The following is an 18,309-nucleotide window of genomic DNA, read 5'->3' as shown; positions in this document are numbered from 1 at the left end:
GCACCTCAGCGGGGCGAGACCACAGCCCCCAACAGCCCCGGTCCCGTATGCGCCCCGATCACCGCGCCCACCTCGCTGACATGCAGATCGACCAGCCCGGGAACCCGTTCCCGCAGCCGCTCCGCCAACGTCGCGGCCCGCTCGGGCGCGGCCAGATGGTGCACCGCGATGTCCACACTGCTCGTGCCCGCCCGGTCGATGACGATCTCCTCCAGCCGGGCGATCGCCTTCGATGCCGTACGTACCTTCTCCAGCATCTCGATCCGGCCACCGTCCAACTGCAACAGAGGCTTCACCGCGAGCGCCGAACCCAGCAGCGCCTGCGCGGCCCCTATCCGGCCGCCGCGGCGCAAGTAGTCCAACGTGTCGACGTAGAAGTACGCGGACGTGCCCGCGGCCCGCTTCTCCGCGGCGGCTACCGCCTCGTCGAGCGTGCCGCCGCCCTCAGCCGTCTCCGCGGCCGCGAGCGCGCAGAACCCCAGGGCCATCGCGACCATCCCGGTGTCCACCACCCGCACAGGCACCGGCGCGTCCTTGGCGGCCAGCACCGCGGCGTCGTACGTCCCCGAGAACTCGCTCGACAGATGAAGTGAGACGATGCCGGTCGCACCGGCCTCCGCTCTCGCGCGGTACGCCTCTGCGAACACCTCGGGGCTCGGCCTGGACGTGGTCACCGGGCGTCGCTTCTGCAATGCCAGCGCCAGCGAGCGGGCCGAGATCTCGGTTCCCTCTTCGAGCGCCTGATCGCCAAGTACGACGGTCAGCGGCACCGCGATGATGCCGTGGCGCTCCATCGTCGGTGGCGGCAGGTAGGCCGTTGAATCAGTGACGATCGCGACATGGCGGGACATGAGCGGGAGGTTACCCGCAGGAGCCGCCGCACGGCAGCCCGGCCCCTCGACAACGATCGCGTCGCCCCGGCCGGCGGATCACCCAGGGATCACCCAGGCACCGCCGAGGAACCGCCGAGGAACCGCCGAGGAACCGCCGAGGAACCGCCGAGGAACCGCCGAGGAACCGCCGATGGATCACCAATGGACCTTCGACGGACCGCCGGTGGGTCAATTCGTGGTCTCGGGACGGGCGGTCTTCTGCCAGGGGTACGTCGTCTGCTGCCGAGGATCGCGCGCCGTGATCGCCTGCGGCTCAGCCCCGGCCCCCGCCACAGGCCCAGCCCCGGCCTCAGGCCCACCTTCAACCCCCGCCCCCGCAACCGCCTCCGGCCACGTCTGCTCGCGCACCGCTCCGTCACCGGCCCCGGCCTCCGGCCACGATGCCGGCGCAGCCTGAGCCGCCTGAGACCCCGCAGCCCCGTCCGGCGTCTCCTCGTCCGACCAGTGCCGCAACGCCCCCGCCTCGACGTCGATCTGCGTGCTCAGCGCGTCCAGATCATCTTCCGCAAACTTCCGCGCCCGGTCCCGCGCCGCCCACCTCAGAGACTCGGCAGAGTGCGTGATCCGCTCCGTACGCTCGCGCAGCCCGGGAAGCAGCGAGGCCACCGTCGCCCGGTCCGGCTCGCGCTCCAGCCGCTTCAGTTCGTCGTCGAGCTCGTGGCCGTGCACGCTCAGCCGCTGGAACAGTCCGAGCGACTCGGACAGCGAGGCGTCCTCCGCGACGCCCGCGTGCAGCGCGTCCTGCGTCGCCCTCATCGACGTACGCAGCGACAGCCGCAGCTGCGCCAGCTCGCCGGCCACACCGCCCTGCCCATAGCTCTTCGCCCGCAGTGTCGTCTCCTCGACGGTGCGGCGCGCCTGCGTGACCGTGCGCTCCACTCCGCGCTTGGCCGCGCCGATGACCTTCACGCTGACATACACCCCCAACGCCACGAAGGCGACGAAAAGCAGCGTCAGTATCAGAATCGCGGCTTCCATGAGCGCCCCTCCGGCGTCGGCTGTTGTCCCTCCACCGTAAACGGAACGGGCAGGCCGAGGGTTCCATCGGAACCCCCAACCTGCCCGTAGGGGAAACCCCTGCCCTCCCGTGGGCGCTACGCGGGGACGATGTTCACCAGCTTCGGCGCCCGCACGATCACCTTGCGGATGCCGGCGCCGCCCAGCGCCGCTACCACCGCCGCGTCACCCAGTGCCAGCGCCTCCAGCTCCTCGTCCGAGATCGACGGGGAGACCTCCAGCCGCGCCTTGACCTTGCCCTTGATCTGCACGACGCAGGTCACGGACTCGTCCACGACATACGCCGGGTCGGCGACCGGGAAGTCCTGGTGCACGACCGAGCCGGTGTGGCCCAGCTTGTGCCACAGCTCCTCGGCGATGTGCGGGGCCAGCGGGGCGATCAGCAGCACCAGCCGCTCCGCCACGCTGCGCGACAGCGGGCCGCCCGCCTTCGTCAGATGGTTGTTCAGCTCGGTGATCTTGGCGATGGCGGTGTTGAAGCGCAGGGCCGCCAGGTCCTGTCCGGCGCCGTCGATCGCCTTGTGCAGCGCACGCAGCGTCGCCTCGTCGGGCTCGGTGTCGACGACCGTGACCTCACCGGTCGCCTCGTCGACGACATTGCGCCACAGCCGCTGCAGCAGGCGGTACTGGCCGACGACAGCCCGGGTGTCCCACGGCCGCGACACGTCCAGGGGCCCCATGGCCATCTCGTACAGCCGCAGCGTGTCCGCGCCGTACTCGGCGCAGATCTCGTCCGGAGTGACGGCGTTCTTCAGGGACTTGCCCATCTTGCCCAGCTCGCGCTTGACGGGCTCGCCCTCGAAGTAGAACTTTCCGTCCCGCTCCTCGACATCGGCGGCCGACACCGGGAAGCCGCGGCTGTCCCGGTAGACGTACGCCTGGATCATGCCCTGGTTGTACAGCTTGTGGAACGGCTCGACCGAGGAGATGTGCCCCAGGTCGAACAGCACCTTGGACCAGAACCGCGCATACAGCAGGTGCAGTACGGCGTGCTCCGCACCACCGACGTACAGGTCGACGCCGCCGTGCGGCTGCCCCTCGCGCGGACCCATCCAGTACTGCTCGATCTCCGGGTCGACCAGCTTCTCGCTGTTGTGCGGGTCCAGGTAGCGCAGCTCGTACCAGCACGAACCCGCCCAGTTGGGCATGGTGTTGGTCTCCCGGCGGTAGCGCTTGACGCCGTCGCCCAGGTCCAGCTCGACATTGACCCAGTCCTCGTTGCGCGACAGAGGCGTCTCGGGCTGGGTGTCCGCGTCGTCCGGGTCAAACGTACGTGGCGAGTAGTCGTCGACCTCCGGCAGTTCCAGCGGCAGCATCGACTCGGGCAGCGCGTGCGCGATGCCGTCCTCGTCGTAGACGATCGGGAAGGGCTCGCCCCAGTAGCGCTGCCGGCTGAACAGCCAGTCGCGCAGCCGGAAGTTGACCGTCCCCTCGCCGATTCCGCGGGCGGTCAGCCACTCGGTGATCTTCGACTTGGCCTCGGCGACGTCCAGGCCGTCCAGCGAGATCTCGTCGTTCGACGAGTTGATCGCCGGGCCCTGTCCGGTGAAGGCCTCGCCCTCCCAGCCGTCCGGCGGCTGGACGGTACGGATGATGGGCAGGCCGAAGGCCTCGGCGAACTCCCAGTCGCGCTCGTCCTGGCCGGGTACGGCCATGATGGCGCCGGTGCCGTAGCCCATCAGTACGTAGTCGGCGACGAAGACCGGGATCCGTTCGCCGGTGACCGGGTTCAGGGCGTAGGCGCCGGTGAACACACCGGTCTTGTCCTTGTGTTCGGTCTGCCGCTCGACATCGCTCTTCGTCTGGGCCTGCTTGCGGTACTCGGAGACCGCCTCGGCCGGAGTGGCGGCGCCGCCGGTCCATGCCGCCTTGGTGCCCTGCGGCCACTCGGCCGGGACGATGGAGTCGATCAGGCCGTGTTCGGGTGCCAGCACCATGTAGGTGGAGCCGAACAGCGTGTCGGGGCGGGTGGTGAAGACCGTGATCTGTGCGTCGTCGTGGCCGTCGACCGAGAAGTGGACGCGTGCGCCCTCGCTGCGGCCGATCCAGTTGCGCTGCTGCAGCTTGATCGCCTCGGGCCAGTCCAGCGCGTCCAGGTCGTCCAGCAGCCGGTCGGCGTAGGCGGTGATGCGCATGTTCCACTGGCGCAGCTTGGCCTTGAAGACGGGGAAGTTGCCGCGCTCGGAGCGTCCGTCAGCGGTGACTTCCTCATTGGCCAGTACGGTGCCCAGGCCCGGGCACCAGTTGACGGGCGCGTCGGAGGCGTACGCCAGCCGGTACTCGCCCAGCACATTGGCGCGCTCCGAGGCGCTCAGCTCGCTCCACGCGCGCGTGGAGCCCGGCACCGCACGCTCGCCGCTCTCGAACTGAGCCACCAGCTCGTCGATCGGACGGGCCTTCTTCGCGTCCTCGTCGTACCAGGAGTTGAAGATCTGCAGGAAGATCCACTGGGTCCACTTGTAGTAGTCCGGGTCGATCGTCGCGAAGGACCGGCGCTTGTCGTGGCCCAGGCCCAGCCGGCGCAGCTGGGACTTCATGTTGTTCATGGCCGCCTCGGTGGTGACCCGAGGGTGCTCGCCGGTCTGTACGGCGTGCTGCTCGGCAGGCAGGCCGAAGGCGTCGAAGCCCAGGGTGTGCAGGACGTTGTGTCCGGTCATGCGCTGGTGGCGGGCGAAGACGTCGGTGGCGATATAGCCCAGGGGGTGCCCGACGTGCAGACCCGAACCCGAGGGGTAGGGGAACATGTCCATGACGAACTTCTTGGGCTTGGCGACCTGTGCGGGATCCCCGGCCAGGTCACCTCCCCCACTCTCGGCTTCGCTCGAGCGAGGGGACCCCGACGGGTTCGGCGCCTCGTACGTACCCTCGGCGTCCCAGAAGTCCTGCCAGCGTGCCTCGATGTCGGCGGCCATGGCAGCCGTGTAGCGGTGCGCTGCAGTTACCTCAGCAGCAGCGGGATTGGTCTCGCTCATGATCCTTGAAGCTCCATCGATTCGTCTCTGCCAGCGGATTCCAAAACGAAAAAACCCCTCGCACAGGAGGGGACGCCGCGCCGATTCCAACCGGATCTTTCATCCGTCGGGACTGATCAGCGCGGCTCGCTAAGCAGAAGGCGTACGGCACGCATGGCGTCAGGGTACCGCAGCGAGGGAACCGGGTGCATGAGACCAATCTCGAAGGGCCCCCGAAGGACTCTTGTGAGGTCTGGGCAGCCACCCCCAGCGCCCCCGGCCGCCGCCACGCGTCCGCTTCGAAACGCGCGCGCCGCTCCTCGGCACGCCCCCCGAGCGCCCGCCGCACGCCTCCGCGCGCCCCCCGAATCGCGCTTCCGGATGCCTCCGGCCGCCGGGGTTACCCCGCGTATCGACCCTATCCAGGGCAACCCCAGAGTCAGTTGGCTGTGGTTCCGCTCTCTAAACGCTCAAACCTCGTACTGCCCGGTATGGGTGGACCTAGCATGCGTCAACGGGACCGCCTTTCCCGCACCATTCGGAGTCGCCCCATGAACCCTCATCGCAAGAGCCGTTCGTCGCCAGCGCCGAGTACCGGGCTAAGCCGCCCGGTGCAAGGCGGCTTGTCCGTCGCGGCGTTCGTGCTCCTACCCCTGCTCGCCGTCGGCGGGAGCGACAACTTTCGCACCGCGCTCGACTTCACCACCGGGGTGCTGTCCCTGGTGTCCCTCACCGCCTCCGTGGCGTGGGGCCTGATCGCCACCGACCGGCTGCTTCTCTCCACGCGCCACCGCCTCCTTGCCCAGGGCATCCACCGGGCCACCGCGGTCGCCTCGCTCGGCTTCCTGCTGCTGCACGCCACCGTGAAGGTGTCGCTGGGCCACGTGGAAGCGATCGGCGCCCTGGTCCCGTTCGGACTCGGCGTCACCGGTACGTCCGGCCTGATCGGCTTCGGTTCGCTGGCCGGCTTCCTCATGGTGATCGCCGCCACGACCGGCGCGCTGCGCAGCGCCCTGGCCGGCAACATCCGGGTAGCGGGCCGCTGGCGGCAGCTGCACATGCTGGCCTACCCGGCCTGGTGCTCCGCGCTGGTGCACGGCCTGTTCACCGGCCGGCCCGCCGCGACCTGGGTCGTGACGATGTACTGCCTGGCACTCACAGGCGTCGCCGCCGCCGTGTCGCTGCGGTTGATGCCGCGGCCGGTGCAGCGGCGAATCGCCGCCAAGATCATGTCGCTGACCGGCTCGGGCGACGACCGGTCTGCGGCGGACGAGCAGCTACTGCGCGATCCGACCACGTCCCCGCTCCCCGGCGCGGCCGGAGTGACGGGACCGGCCGGCCTCAACGGCATGAACGGCATTCCCTCCCAGCGCCCGTACGAGCAGGACTTCCAGCGCCAGTCTTCCCTCGGCCGGCCGCGCTCGCAGCCCCGGCGGCTCGCGCCGCCCTCGCCCAATCTCTACGAGGTCCCGCCGCTCCCGGAGGCCGAGCCGACCGTCGGCAGTGGCGTCGGGCCCGGCACCGGGATCTCCGCCGCGTACCGCGCGGTCTCCCTGGCCGGCGACCAGACGGCCCCGCTGGCCGAGCGCATACCGATGACCGAGGAGATCCCCGTCGTCTCGGAGTCGGGTCCCCGGCAGGGCCTGTGGCCGACCCCGTCACCGCCGCCGCCCGCGCAGGCCTTCCGGCCCGAGCCGCTCGAAACGCCCGCTCCTCCCGCGTATGAGCCCCCTCCCGCGTACGAGCCCCCTCCCGCATACGAGGCCCCTGCGGACTACGAGGCCCCTCTGGCGTACGAGCCCCCTCCGGCGGCCTACGAGCCGCCTCCCGCTCCCGCCTCCTACGACCCCGCTCCCCCGTACGAAGCACCTTCCTCCCCGTACACCACCGGCACCGCCGACACGTACGACGACACGGCGACCATGCCCGGACCCCTCTTTCCGCCCCCGGCCGGAGAGCCCTGGCACACGCCCGCAGGAGACCGACCGTGAACACCCCCCTCCCTGATGTCCCCGAGGTTCGTGTCGTCGGCCTTCCCCAGCTGACGCAGGGGTTCGACCTTGTCGAGCGCCTGGACCTCCCGATGCATCTCAAGGTGCACGGCCCTCTCCAGCCCGTGACAGGCGAGCTGCTCGCCCAGCTCGCCGACGACATATCCCTGCGCGGCCGCGGCGGCGCAGGCTTCCCCTTCGGGCAGAAACTGCGCGCCGTAGCGAAGTCCGCGATACGACGCGGGGTGCGGCCCGTCGTCGTGGTCAACGGCAGTGAGGGCGAGCCCGCCTGCCGCAAGGACACCGTGCTGCTCAACCGCTCCCCCCATCTGATCCTGGACGGCGCCCTGCTCGCCGCGGAGGCGCTCGGTGCGCGCACCCTGGTGGTCGCGGTCACCCGCAACTCCACGGAGATCTCCATGCGCGCCGCGCTGGCCGAGCGCGGCCTGTCGGACCGGCGCGGGCAGCAGCTGCGCGCGCGGGTGATCCGTACGCCGGAGCGCATGGTCTCCGGCGAGGCCTCCGCTGTCATCCGTGCCGTGAACGGCGGCCCCGCGCTGCCGCCCGGCCGCCGCGAGCGCGCTTCCGACACCGGCGTCGGCGGCGCCCCGACCCTGCTGTCCAACGCCGAGACGTACGCACAGCTCGCCATCGGCGCCCGTATCGGCGCGCGCCGCTACGGCAACACCGGCCTGGACACCGAGCCGGGCACGGTCATGCTGACGATCTCCGGGGCGGTCGCGCGCCCCATGGTCGTCGAGGTCCCCACAGGCGTCCCGCTGCGGTACGTACTGCAACTGGCGGGCGCCCCGCCGCTCCCCCAGGGCGTGCTCACCGGCGGCTACCACGGCAACTGGATCGACTCGGTCGCAGTCCACGAGGCCAACGTCTCGCGCGAATCGCTGGCAGCCGTGGGCGGCTCCCTCGGCGCGGGCGCGATCCTCCCGATCGGCCCCGAGACCTGCCCGCTGGGCGAGGCGCTGCGGGTGGCCAACTGGCTCGCCGCCGAGACCGCCGGCCAGTGCGGCCCCTGCAAGCTGGGCCTGCCCGCCGCGGCCGGCGGCCTGTCCGACGTCATGAACGGCGGCGGCCCCGCCGCCCTGGAGGCGCTGCGCGAGGTGACGCAGGCCGTCAAGGGCCGCGGCGCGTGCAAGCACCCCGACGGCTCGGCGCGCTTCTTCGCCTCGACCCTGTCCGCCTTCACGGACGACCTCGCCGCCCATGTGCTCGACGGCGGCTGCGGGCGCGAGACGACCGGCGTGCTGCCGCTTCCCGGACCCGGCTACCAGGATGCCGAGGAGTCGATTCCGAGCGGCGAGAAGCTGGCCGTGGACTGGACGCTCTGCCAGGGCCACGGGCTCTGCGCGGACATCGTCCCCGAGCTCATCCGGCTCGGTCCCGACGGCTATCCGGCACTCGCTGACGCCTCGGTTCCGATGCATCTGCGGGGGCGCGCACAGCGGGCCGTACGCCGGTGTCCTGCACTGGCGCTCCGTATCGAGCAGGGACCTGCCCCGTCGCCGACCACCCGCCCCGCCCTGCCGTCGAGCAACCGCAAGGCGCTTGGCAGCGGCCGCAGTTGACGGCCCCCTGGGACACACCCCAGGGGCACACAAGGAAGCGGGCCATCCGATCCGGATGGCCCGCTTCCTTGTGTCTGGTGCTTCTGTGGAGCTAAGGAGAATTGAACTCCTGACCTCCTGCATGCCATGCAGGCGCTCTACCAACTGAGCTATAGCCCCTTGCGATGTGCCGCCTTGATCGAAGGTCTCCCTCGCGGCGACGTCGACAACATTAACGCTCCCTCCGGTGCATCACCAAATCGTTTCCGGTCTGTACGGACTGGGCCGGTAACGTCCATCTTCGTGACCGTGATCGCACTGTCCAGTGCCCGACGTCCCACCCTTGCCGCCGCCTCGGTCTGTGTGCTCTCCTTCACGGCCTTCTGGATGGCGCAGCGCGCCGCCGACGTCTCCATGATCGACCTGATGGTCTACCGGGCGGAGGGTGAGACCGTACGCGCCGGAGCGGACCTCTACGCGATGCGCACCACCAAGGCGAACCTCCTGACGACGTACCCGCCGTTCGCCGCCCTGCTGTTCACGCCGCTCACCCTGCTCGGCGTCCCCGAGATGCGTGCTCTGGCCACTGCCGGGAACCTGCTCCTGCTCGTCGCCTTCGTCGATATGTCGCTGCGGCTGACGCACCCGCACATGGACAGGCGCTCGGCGACGCTCTGGGTGGCCGCGGCCGCCGTGTGGTGCGAACCGGTGTGGACGACGCTCCGCTACGGCCAGATCAATCTGCTGCTCGCGGTCGCCGTGCTGTGGGACATCACCCGCCGCGAGGGGCACAGGTGGGCGGGCGCGGGCATCGGGTGCGCGGCCGCCGTGAAGCTGACGCCCGCGCTCTTCGCGCTCTTCTTGCTGATCGCCGGCCTTGTACGGGCCCGGCGCGAGGGCTGGAACCCGTGGCTGCGGCAGGCGGCGACAGCAGCCGCGGTCTTCCTCGGCACGACGTTCGCGGCCGCCGCTGTCCTGCCGTACGACTCCCAGCGTTACTGGACCCGGATGGTCTTCGCGGCCGGCCGGGTCGGCCACGCCGAGGACACCGCAAACCAGTCGCTGCGCGGGGTCCTCGCCCGGCTGCTCCACACTCCCGATCCGGGGCCGTGGTGGGTCGTGGCGGCCGCTCTCGTGGCTGTGGCCGGTCTCGCCGTGTCCGTGGGTGCGGCGCTGCGCGGCGACCGGGCCTGCGCGGTCGTGGCCTGCGCGGCGACGGCACTGCTGATCAGCCCGGTCTCCTGGTCGCACCACTGGGTGTGGTGCGTGCCCATGGTGCTGCTCTTGGCGGCGCGCGGCAGCAGGGGGCGGGCGGCAGCGGCGGGGCTGGTGTTCTGTTCGTACGCCCTGTGGTGGGTGCCGCACGGGCCGGGACGGCTCGAACTCGCCCAGAACAGCGGCCAGATGGTCCTTTCGGCCCTCTATTCGCTGACGGCCGCGACCGTCCTGGTCACGCTGTGGCGAATGAATAGAACCGTTTCAGAGTGCAGTGCTCGTCCAGGAGCCGCCCGTAGATCGGCTCCCCTTCGAGCTCTCTGTACGTCTCGATGGGGTCGCCCTTTATGATCAGCGCCCGCGCGCACTCCTCGCACCAGTACTGGTACTCGGGATTGATCGGGTCCATGTCCCGAACGATGGGCGTACCACCGCCGCACCAGTCGCATTTACGCCTGTGTGCACCCATCATTCAGCTCCAGCTATGGCCGCAGGCCGTGCACACGTAGGAAACTCCACCATTGTCGCCGAGGACTTGGGCGACATGCCCCGATCCGCAGGACGGGCAACTGAGACGAGCGCGTGCCTCCGCAGTGGCAAGCAGGTCATCGGCCTCCTCGCTGCTGCTGGCGGACATCGTGCTCTCCCTCCCGTTCTGGCCGGTGTCCCCTCCGGCCGTCCGATTCTGCCATGGCCACGCAAGAGGGTCAGCGGCGTTTACGTGTGGCCATCGCCATTCCTTCGTTGAGGAGACCGGCCATCGCACCCAAGATCGACGCGGCTGCCAGCGCGAGGGCGCACACCCACAGCGCGTCGGCGGACTCCAGTACCCCGGGTACTGTCTGCCGATTCAGGAAGAGTGTGCCGAATGCGGCGACGCCCATCAGCTGTCCGAGCTGAGTGACGGTCACCAGCAGGCCACTCGCGTCCGCCGCGTCCTCCTGCCGTACGGTCGCGAGCGCTCCCGTGAGGGTGGGGCTGAAGGCGAGCGCCAGACCGGCGCCGACGCCCATAAAGGCGAGATACAGCCACAGCCCGCCGTCGCCGCCGTCTCGCAGCACCGCGCCGACCGCGACGCACGAGAGCGCCGTCAGCGTGAACCCGCCCGGGACCAGGGCCTTATGCAGGCTCGCGGGCCAGCGCCGCCAGGTCAGCCCGACCGCTCCGAAGATCAGCGCGGTCGGCGCGAACATCAGCCCCGCGCGGAGCGCGCTGTGGCCGAGACCACCCTGGACATGCAGGGTGAGCGCGAAGAGGAAGCCCGCGTTCACCGCCATCACCAGGATGATCCGCAGCACGGCCCGGCCCATGCCCGCGATGCGCAGCACGCGCGGCGCGATGAGCGGGGCGCCCCCGCGCCCGGCCAGCTTCGACTCGTACGCCAGGAAGCAGCCGAAGAGCACCGCGGAGGCCCCGAGCGAGAGCCAGGACCAGGCCGGCCAGTCCTTTTCCTGCCCGAGCACCAGCGGCACGGTGAACAGCGACACGGCGGCGGCGAGCAGCACCAGACCGGGCAGGTCGAGGCCTCGGGCGCGCTCGGGCTCACCGCGACGGTCCTTGGGGAGCACCCGCGCGCCCAGCACCAGCAGCGCGAGGCCGATCGGCACGTTCACCAGGAAGACCGGCCGCCAGCTCGCGCCGAAGAGGTCCGCGCTGACCAGGACACCGCCGACGACCTGCCCGGCGGCGGCTCCGGTCGCGAGGACCGCGGAGTACGCACCGAGCGCGCGCACCCGCCCCTCGCCGGTGAAGTTCCGCTGGATCAGGCTGAGCACCTGGGGGATCATCAGTGCCGCACCCGCGCCCTGGACCAGCCGGAACGCGATCAACTGGCCGGTGCCAGCGGCGAGTCCGCAGGCGAGCGATGCGGCGGTGAAGAGCAACAGCCCGCCCAGATAGGCCCGTCGGTGCCCCACCAGATCGCCGAGCCTGGCGCCGGTGACCAGCAGGACGGCGTACGAGATCGTGTAACCGGCGATGACCAGCTGCAAACCCGCGCCGGACGCGTCGAGTTCGGTACGGATGGTGGGGGCGGCGACATTGACGATGAAGGTGTCGAGGAGCGCCATGAACTGCGCGGCGAGCACGATCGCGAGCAACAGGCGTGGCCGGTTGTCAGTGCCCGGGTCTTTACTGAGAAGTGGACTTTCCGGAGAGGTCGTCGTCATGGTGGCGAGCCTGACGCCGTTCCGGTACGGGTAACGAGAGCCCGCTGATGCTGGTACTGACAGCACCTGGCAAGGACGGGCCGGTGCCTCGACCATGGGGGATGTGACCACGATGACGGCGACGACGAACACCGCGGGCGCTGCGAGCCACCGCCGCAGACCCGAGCTGGCCGCCTCCTTGCGCAGCCGGCGGGCGAGGGTGACGCCCGCCGATGTGGGCATGCCGCCGGGGCTCCGGCGGCGTACACCCGGGCTGCGCCGAGAGGAGGTCGCCCAGCTCTCCGGCGTCGGCGTGACCTGGTACACCTGGCTGGAGCAGGGCCGCCCGATCAACGCGTCGGCGCAGGTCCTGGACGCCGTGGCACGCACGCTCCGGCTCGACCGGCCGGAGCGCGAGCATCTCTACCACCTGGCGGGGGTGCCGTACGCACCGGACCGGCAGGAGGACGCGCAGAGCGTGGGCCCGGATATCCAGGGCCTCATCGACGCGCTCGACCCGCGCCCCGCCGCGGTCTACAACGCGCGGTACGACATCCTGGCGACCAACGCCGCATACCGCGACCTGTTCGCGCCCCGCCCGGAGCACCTCGGTATACGCAATGCGCTGTGGACGCTGTTCACCGTTGCCGAGCCGGACTGCCCGCTGGTTTTCCGGGAGTCGGAGCTGCCGCTGATGGTGGCGCAGCTACGCGGTGCGTACGGACGGCATGTGGGCGAGCCGGCCTGGGAGTCGTTCATCCACCGGCTGACGGCCGCCAGCGGCTACTTCACCGAACTGTGGGAAAGCGGGAACGTCCTCCCGCCGGGCCCGAGAGTGAAGACGTTCCGGCACAAGGCCATCGGCGAGGTGCGGATGACGTCCGTATCGCTGTCGATCAACGGAATGCCGGAGTGCCGGATCGTCGCCTATACCCCGAACGACGAGGAGAGCCTCATACGGATCGAGAAGCTGCGCGAACTGCGCGACTGAAACGCGAAATCCCGCCCTCTGATCGAGGACGGGACCCGGATTGTGGAACTTGTGGAGCTAAGGAGAATTGAACTCCTGACCTCCTGCATGCCATGCAGGCGCTCTACCAACTGAGCTATAGCCCCGCGTGTTCTTCGCGCTCGGTGCTGCGAACAAGAAGAACTTTAGCCTGCGACCTGCCGGAAAGTGAAATCCGGGGGTGCGAGGCCGAGGGCCGGGCCCGGGCGGGGTCAGTCGTCGTCGCCGAGGACCGGTTCCGGAAGGGTGCCGGCGTTGTGCTCGAGCAGACGCCAGCCGCGCGCGCCCTCGCCGAGCACCGACCAGCAGCAGTTGGAGAGCCCGCCGAGGCTCTCCCAGTGGTGGGCCTCCAGGCCGAGCAGCCGGCCGATGGTGGTACGGATCGTGCCGCCGTGGCTGACCACGACCAGCGTGCCGTCGTCGGGCAGTTTCTCGGCGTGGTGCAGCACGACGGGAGCGGCCCGGTCGGCGACCTCGGTCTCCAGCTCGCCGCCGCCGCGACGCACGGGCTCGCCGCGCTTCCATGCGGCGTACTGCTCGCCGTACCGAGCGACGATCTCGTCGTGGGTCAGGCCCTGCCAGGCGCCCGCATACGTCTCGCGCAGGGCGGCGTCGTAGGAGATGTCGAGCCCGGTGACCCCGGCCAGCTCGCCCGCCGTGGCCGCCGCTCGCTTGAGGTCGGAGGCGACGATCGCGTCGGGCCTGAGGGAGGCGAGCAGCCGGGCGGACCGGCGCGCCTGGGAGGCGCCGGTCTCGGTCAGCTCTATGTCCGTGGAGCCCTGGAAGCGGCGCTCCAGGTTCCACGACGTCTGGCCGTGCCGCCACAGGACGACGCGGCGCCCTCTGCCGGTGCCACTGCGCTTGCTGTTGTCGCCGCCGTTCAGCTCAGCTCACCGTCCGGGTCGCCGGCGAGCCGTGCGTGCTCCTCGGCCCTGCCGCGGGTCTTCAGAGCGTCCTCGGGGAGAGGCAGCTCCGGGCAGTCCTTCCACAGCCGCTCCAGGGCGTAGAAGACACGCTCCTCGCTGTGCTGGACGTGCACGACGATGTCGACGTAGTCGAGCAGGATCCAGCGGGCGTCGCGGTCGCCCTCGCGGCGCACCGGCTTGGCGCCGAGCTCCTTGTTCAACCGCTCCTCGATCTCGTCGACGATCGACTTGACCTGGCGGTCGTTGGGCGCGGAGGCGAGCAGGAAGGCGTCGGTGATCGACAGCACGTCGCTGACGTCGTAGGCGATGATGTCGTGCGCGAGCCGGTCGGCTGCCGCCTGGGCGGCGGCATTGACGAGCTCGATGGAGCGATCCGTGGCGGTCACAAGCAGGCTTTCGTCGTCGGTCAGGTACCCCTCAAGGGTCTCACGGACCACCGACAGCCCTTGCCGTGTTTATTCGCCCCTGATCAGGGCCCCGATCATGAAGTCTTGATCACTCAGTCTTGTAGTCCTTGCCGAGGACGACGGAGACGTCTGCGTTGGCGGCAGGATCGCCCTTCTTGACCGCGCTTGCCGGCAGGCCCAGGGTCTTGGCGACCTCCGCCGCCTTCGCCTTCTGCGCCTCGTCCGCGTAGGTGACCCGCGAGGTCGACGCGGTGTCCGCCTTGCCGCCGTCGAGCACCGAGTAGCCGCCGTTGACCAGGTCGATCCGGGCCTCCTCCGTGGCACTGGCCTTCCCGGTGGCGTTCTTGATCCCGACACGGACGGCCGCGTCCTTGTCCGGCGCGGTGACCTTGCCGCCCAGGACGTCCTTGACGACGCTGTCGGCGGCCTGCGCGGTGAGCGTGCCGTCCTGCTGGACCGGCAGCAGTGCCGTCTTGTAGTCGCCGCCCTTGGCGTGCTCGGCAAGCTTGGCGAGCGAGGCGCCCAGATCGCTCTCGCGCAGCGACGGGTCGAGGATCTGCGCCAGTGTCTCCACGGTGACGGTCGCAGTCTTCGGGTCGTCCGGGAACTTCTTCAGGACGCCCTGCATGACCTGCCCGAAGCGCTGCAGCTGCTTCGCCTCGGCCTCGCCGGGGCCGAGGTAGGTGGCGTACGCGACGGCGGCGCGGCCGTTCAGCGTCTGGTTCTCGCCCTTCTTCACCAGCGGCGCCTCGCCCTTCTTGGCGCCGGGCACGTCGGTGTCGGTGGTCAGGTCGATGGTTCCGACCAGCTCGACGAGGTTCTCCAGATACGGGGTGTCGAGCCGCCAGGTGCCGGTGATCTCGGCGCCGAGGAGGGTGCCGACGGCCTCCCGGGTGCCCGTCGAGCCGTCGTCCTCGACCGACTTGCCGAGGGTGGTGGCGGTGCCGTCGTCGTTGGCGACGGAGAGGGAGTTGGGGAGCAGGACGGTGGTGCCCTGCTTGGTGGTTACGTTGTCCACGAGGAGGGCCGTGGAGGTGCCCTTCTTCTTGGTGTTGTGCAGATGCACCACGATCACGTCCCGCTTCTGCGGTCCGGCCGCCGTGCTGTTCTTCCTTCCGGTGTCCGACAGGCCGGGCAGCTTGCCCGCGTACCAGAGGTAGCCGACGCCGCCCACGAGGGCCAGCGCGAGGACGACGACGAGCGCGACGATGCGGTTGCGGCCGCGGCGCTTGGCCTCCTCGCGCCGCTCGGAGCGGCTCTCGGTGAACTTCAGCCAGTCGATGACGTCTTCGGAGTCCTCGTCGGGCTCCTCTATGAAGGAGAACTGCTCGGTGCGGTAGTCACGGTCGGGCGCGGGCCGGCGCTGCCCGGGCACGGCGGCCTGCCCCTGCTCGGGTGCCCGCGCGGCCTCGGGCGCCTGCGCGGGCGGCTCGGCCGGGGCCGGGTGCTGCTGCGGGATGCTCCACTGCTGGGTGGTGTCGACGGCGGCGGGCTGCTGGCCGGTGTCGTAGCCGTAGCCCTCGTAGCCGTAACCCTGGCCCTGCGGCTGCTGGGCCTGCTGCTGGCCATACGGGTCGTACTGCTGAGGCTGGGCGTACGGGTCGTATCCGTAGCCCTGATCCTGACCCTGCGGCTGCTGGGGCTGCCGTGACTGCTGCGGTTGCTGAGAGTGCTGCGGCTGCTGCTGCGCGTAGGGGTCGTACGGCTGGGCCTTCTGATAGACCGGCTGCCCGTACTCGTCGTAGCCGATGATCTGCGGCTGCTGGTAGTACGGGTCGTACGGGTTCTGCTGGTCGTTCACCGGTGCCCCTCTCCGTGGCTCACTCGCCGCGGTACAACTGGCGCTTGTCGATGTAGCGCACCACACCATCCGGCACCAGGTACCAGACCGGATCACCTTCCGCGACCCTCGCCCGGCAGTCGGTCGACGAGATCGCCAGCGCCGGAACCTCCACCAGGGAGACCCCGCCCTCCGGCAACCCGTCGTCCGTCAGGTCGTGACCCGGCCGGGTCACACCGATGAAGTGTGCGAGCGAGAACAGCTCTTCGGCGTCGCGCCAGCCGAGGATCTGGGAGAGCGCGTCGGCTCCGGTGATGAAGAAAAGATCCGCGTTCTTGTTGAGGGAGCGCAAGTCCCGCAGCGTATCGATCGTGTAGGTCGGCCCGCCGCGGTCGATGTCGATGCGACTCACCGAGAACTGCGGATTGGACGCCGTGGCGATGACCGTCATCAGATAGCGGTCCTCGGCCGGAGACACCGCTTTGTGGCTCTTCTGCCACGGCTGCCCGGTCGGTACGAACACCACCTCGTCGAGGTGGAACAGGGCGGCCACCTCGCTGGCGGCCACCAGGTGTCCGTGGTGGATCGGGTCGAACGTCCCGCCCATCACGCCGATTCGGCGCTTGCCGGCACCGGAACCCGAACCGGTAGGCACTTCCTGCTCTCCCATGCGTGCAGAGCCTACTGGCACGGCGGCACAGCCCCGACTCAGCGGTCGCGGTTGAAGCGGGTGGTGATCCACAGCATCAGAAGCAGCACGAACAGCGCGCCGCCGCCGGTGAGGTAGGGGTTGAGGCTTTCGTGGTTGCCACCGTGCTCGGCGCCTTCGGCGAGAGTGACCAGGTTGGCGGCGGTGCTGGCGAGGCTCATCTTCAGCAGGACCTATCGATCGGGAGTCGGAACTCGGGAATCGGACGGGCGGAGAGACTTCGCGGACATCGTATGCGGGAGGTCCGGGCACGCTCACGCCGACTCAGTCGTTGTCCTGGTCGTCGGCGCCGTTTCCGCGGTAGCCGCGCAGCAGGAACCAGGCGAGCAGGGCCGCTCCGGCGATCGACGCGATCAGCAGGATGCGCAGCGTATTGCCCAGTCCCTGCTGCTCGGATGCGGCGGCGAACAGTGCGGCGGTGTCCGGCATGTCGGGTGTACTCCTGAGTTATCCACAGCCCCCGCCACACCGTAGCTCCAGCACCTACGCTGGGGTCCGTCAGGGGGACGAGCCGTTATTCGCACCAACAGGGGCCAACAGGGGGCTTGAATGACCGAAAGCAGTCACGAGAGCGTGCCGAGCAGGCAGCGCAAGCGCTTCCCGGGCATCTCTTCACGGGCGTACGAACATCCCGCTGACCGCTCGGCGCTGGTCGCCCTGCGCAAGCTCAGCGGCTTCGACACCGTTTTCAAGGCGCTGAGCGGACTGCTGCCGGAGCGCAGCCTGCGGCTGCTCTTCCTCTCCGATTCGGTGCGGGTGAGCGACGCCCAGTTCGCGCATCTGAACAGCATGCTGCGGGACGCCTGCTACATCCTGGACCTGGAGAAGGTCCCGTCGATGTACGTCACGCAGGACCCGCGGCCCAACGCCATGTGCATCGGCCTGGACGAGCCGATCATCGTGGTCACCACCGGGCTGGTGGAGCTGCTCGACGAGGAGGAGATGCGGGCGGTCGTCGGGCACGAGGTGGGCCATGCGCTCTCCGGCCACTCCGTCTACCGCACGATCCTGCTCTTCCTCACCAATCTCGCGCTGAAGATCGCGTGGATCCCGCTCGGCAATGTCGCGATCATGGCGATCGTCACGGCGCTGCGCGAGTGGTTCCGCAAGTCGGAACTCTCGGCGGACCGCGCCGGGCTGCTGGTCGGCCAGGACCTGCAGGCCTCGATGCGCGGCCTGATGAAGATCGCCGGTGGCAACCACCTCCACGAGATGAACGTCGACGCGTTCCTGAAGCAGGCCGAGGAGTATGAGGCGGGCGGCGATCTGCGCGACTCCGTGCTGAAGATCCTCAATGTGCTGCCCCGCTCGCACCCGTTCACCACGGTGCGCGCCGCCGAGCTGAAGAAGTGGGCCGAGAGCCGCGACCACCAGCGGATCATGGACGGTCACTACCCGCGGCGCACGGAGGACAAGGACACCTCGGTGTCCGACTCCTTCCGCGAGTCTGCCGCGCACTACGCCGACACGGTGCGCACCAGCAAGGATCCGCTGATGAAGCTGGTCGGCGACATAGCCGGCGGCGCGGGCGACCTGGGCGGCAAGCTCCGGGACAAGTTCACCGGCGCGGGCGGCAGCGGAAGCGGCGGAAGCTCCGGCGGGAGCAAGGGCAACAGCAACGGCAACGGCAACGGCAGCGGTCCGGCGAGCGAGAACGGCAGCGGGAGCGGCGGCGGCCAGGGAGAGAGCTGAGAGGCGGCGA

General features: G+C 69.9%; 15 protein-coding genes, 2 tRNA genes and 1 pseudogene. 5 read left to right on the top strand and 13 right to left on the bottom strand.

Features of this window, described 5'->3' with window-relative positions:
- Positions 1–5: 5 nt before the first annotated feature.
- The 3 genes from QFZ67_RS26560 to leuS form a co-directional block, all read right to left on the bottom strand.
- Complete coding sequence (locus tag QFZ67_RS26560) at positions 6–851, bottom strand: DegV family protein (protein ID WP_307663577.1); 846 nt, start codon at positions 849–851, stop codon at positions 6–8.
- A 210-nt stretch (positions 852–1,061) separates the two neighbouring features.
- Positions 1,062–1,871 carry a hypothetical protein gene (locus tag QFZ67_RS26555; protein WP_307663576.1) on the bottom strand — a complete coding sequence of 270 codons (810 nt, stop codon included), beginning with the start codon at positions 1,869–1,871 and terminating at the stop codon, positions 1,062–1,064.
- Between the two features lie 116 nt (positions 1,872–1,987).
- Positions 1,988–4,882, bottom strand: coding sequence for a leucine--tRNA ligase (leuS, locus tag QFZ67_RS26550; RefSeq protein ID WP_307663575.1), 2,895 nt, complete (start codon positions 4,880–4,882; stop codon positions 1,988–1,990).
- 530 nt (positions 4,883–5,412) lie between these two features.
- Here leuS and QFZ67_RS26545 point away from each other — a divergent pair.
- Together QFZ67_RS26545 and QFZ67_RS26540 are read left to right on the top strand one after the other, a co-directional pair.
- Entirely contained in the window at positions 5,413–6,852 is a 1,440-nt protein-coding gene (locus tag QFZ67_RS26545) for a hypothetical protein (protein ID WP_307663574.1), read from the top strand.
- Positions 6,849–8,435: an NADH-quinone oxidoreductase subunit NuoF family protein gene (locus QFZ67_RS26540; protein ID WP_307663573.1), complete on the top strand. Its 1,587-nt coding sequence runs from the start codon at positions 6,849–6,851 to the stop codon at positions 8,433–8,435. The genes QFZ67_RS26545 and QFZ67_RS26540 overlap by 4 nt, the downstream gene beginning before the upstream one ends.
- A gap of 86 nt (positions 8,436–8,521) precedes the next feature.
- Here QFZ67_RS26540 and QFZ67_RS26535 read toward each other — a convergent pair.
- Positions 8,522–8,594, bottom strand: a tRNA-Ala gene (locus QFZ67_RS26535).
- Positions 8,595–8,717: 123 nt separating this feature from the next.
- On the opposite strand from QFZ67_RS26535, the pseudogene QFZ67_RS26530 reads away from it, so the two are divergent.
- Positions 8,718–9,941, top strand: a pseudogene (locus QFZ67_RS26530) (glycosyltransferase 87 family protein); the annotation flags it as partial.
- Here the strand turns inward: QFZ67_RS26530 and QFZ67_RS26525 are convergent.
- Positions 9,865–10,098: a hypothetical protein gene (locus QFZ67_RS26525; RefSeq protein WP_307665976.1), complete on the bottom strand. Its 234-nt coding sequence runs from the start codon at positions 10,096–10,098 to the stop codon at positions 9,865–9,867. The pseudogene QFZ67_RS26530 and the gene QFZ67_RS26525 overlap by 77 nt on opposite strands.
- 238 nt (positions 10,099–10,336) lie before the next feature.
- Complete coding sequence (locus QFZ67_RS26520; RefSeq protein WP_307663572.1) at positions 10,337–11,797, bottom strand: MFS transporter; 1,461 nt, start codon at positions 11,795–11,797, stop codon at positions 10,337–10,339.
- A gap of 94 nt (positions 11,798–11,891) precedes the next feature.
- Here QFZ67_RS26520 and QFZ67_RS26515 point away from each other — a divergent pair, with 94 nt between their 5' ends.
- Positions 11,892–12,767: a helix-turn-helix transcriptional regulator gene (locus QFZ67_RS26515; protein ID WP_307663571.1), complete on the top strand. Its 876-nt coding sequence runs from the start codon at positions 11,892–11,894 to the stop codon at positions 12,765–12,767.
- Positions 12,768–12,819: 52 nt separating this feature from the next.
- On the opposite strand, the gene QFZ67_RS26510 is transcribed toward QFZ67_RS26515, so the two are convergent.
- The 7 genes from QFZ67_RS26510 to QFZ67_RS26480 form a co-directional block, all read right to left on the bottom strand.
- A tRNA-Ala gene (locus tag QFZ67_RS26510) sits at positions 12,820–12,892 on the bottom strand.
- Positions 12,893–12,997: 105 nt separating this feature from the next.
- On the bottom strand, positions 12,998–13,669 hold the full coding sequence (locus tag QFZ67_RS26505) for a histidine phosphatase family protein (protein ID WP_307665975.1): 672 nt from the start codon (positions 13,667–13,669) through the stop codon (positions 12,998–13,000).
- A complete protein-coding gene (rsfS, locus tag QFZ67_RS26500; protein ID WP_307665974.1) occupies positions 13,666–14,097 on the bottom strand; it encodes a ribosome silencing factor in 432 nt (143 codons plus the stop codon). Before rsfS ends, QFZ67_RS26505 begins: the two co-directional genes overlap by 4 nt.
- Before the next feature lie 109 nt (positions 14,098–14,206).
- Positions 14,207–15,919 carry an LCP family protein gene (locus QFZ67_RS26495; RefSeq protein ID WP_307663570.1) on the bottom strand — a complete coding sequence of 571 codons (1,713 nt, stop codon included), beginning with the start codon at positions 15,917–15,919 and terminating at the stop codon, positions 14,207–14,209.
- 19 nt (positions 15,920–15,938) lie between these two features.
- Complete coding sequence (gene nadD, locus QFZ67_RS26490; RefSeq protein ID WP_307663569.1) at positions 15,939–16,568, bottom strand: nicotinate-nucleotide adenylyltransferase; 630 nt, start codon at positions 16,566–16,568, stop codon at positions 15,939–15,941.
- Positions 16,569–16,606: 38 nt separating this feature from the next.
- Entirely contained in the window at positions 16,607–16,768 is a 162-nt protein-coding gene (locus QFZ67_RS26485; protein ID WP_307663568.1) for a hypothetical protein, read from the bottom strand.
- 103 nt (positions 16,769–16,871) lie between these two features.
- Positions 16,872–17,036 carry a hypothetical protein gene (locus QFZ67_RS26480; RefSeq protein WP_307663567.1) on the bottom strand — a complete coding sequence of 55 codons (165 nt, stop codon included), beginning with the start codon at positions 17,034–17,036 and terminating at the stop codon, positions 16,872–16,874.
- A 120-nt stretch (positions 17,037–17,156) separates the two neighbouring features.
- On the opposite strand from QFZ67_RS26480, the gene QFZ67_RS26475 reads away from it, so the two are divergent.
- A complete protein-coding gene (locus tag QFZ67_RS26475) occupies positions 17,157–18,299 on the top strand; it encodes a M48 family metallopeptidase (protein WP_307663566.1) in 1,143 nt (380 codons plus the stop codon).
- Positions 18,300–18,309: the final 10 nt, after the last annotated feature.

It is taken from the genome of Streptomyces sp. V1I1 (assembly GCF_030817355.1).
Taxonomy (GTDB): domain Bacteria; phylum Actinomycetota; class Actinomycetes; order Streptomycetales; family Streptomycetaceae; genus Streptomyces.
This window is presented reverse-complemented; position numbering and strand designations above follow the sequence as displayed.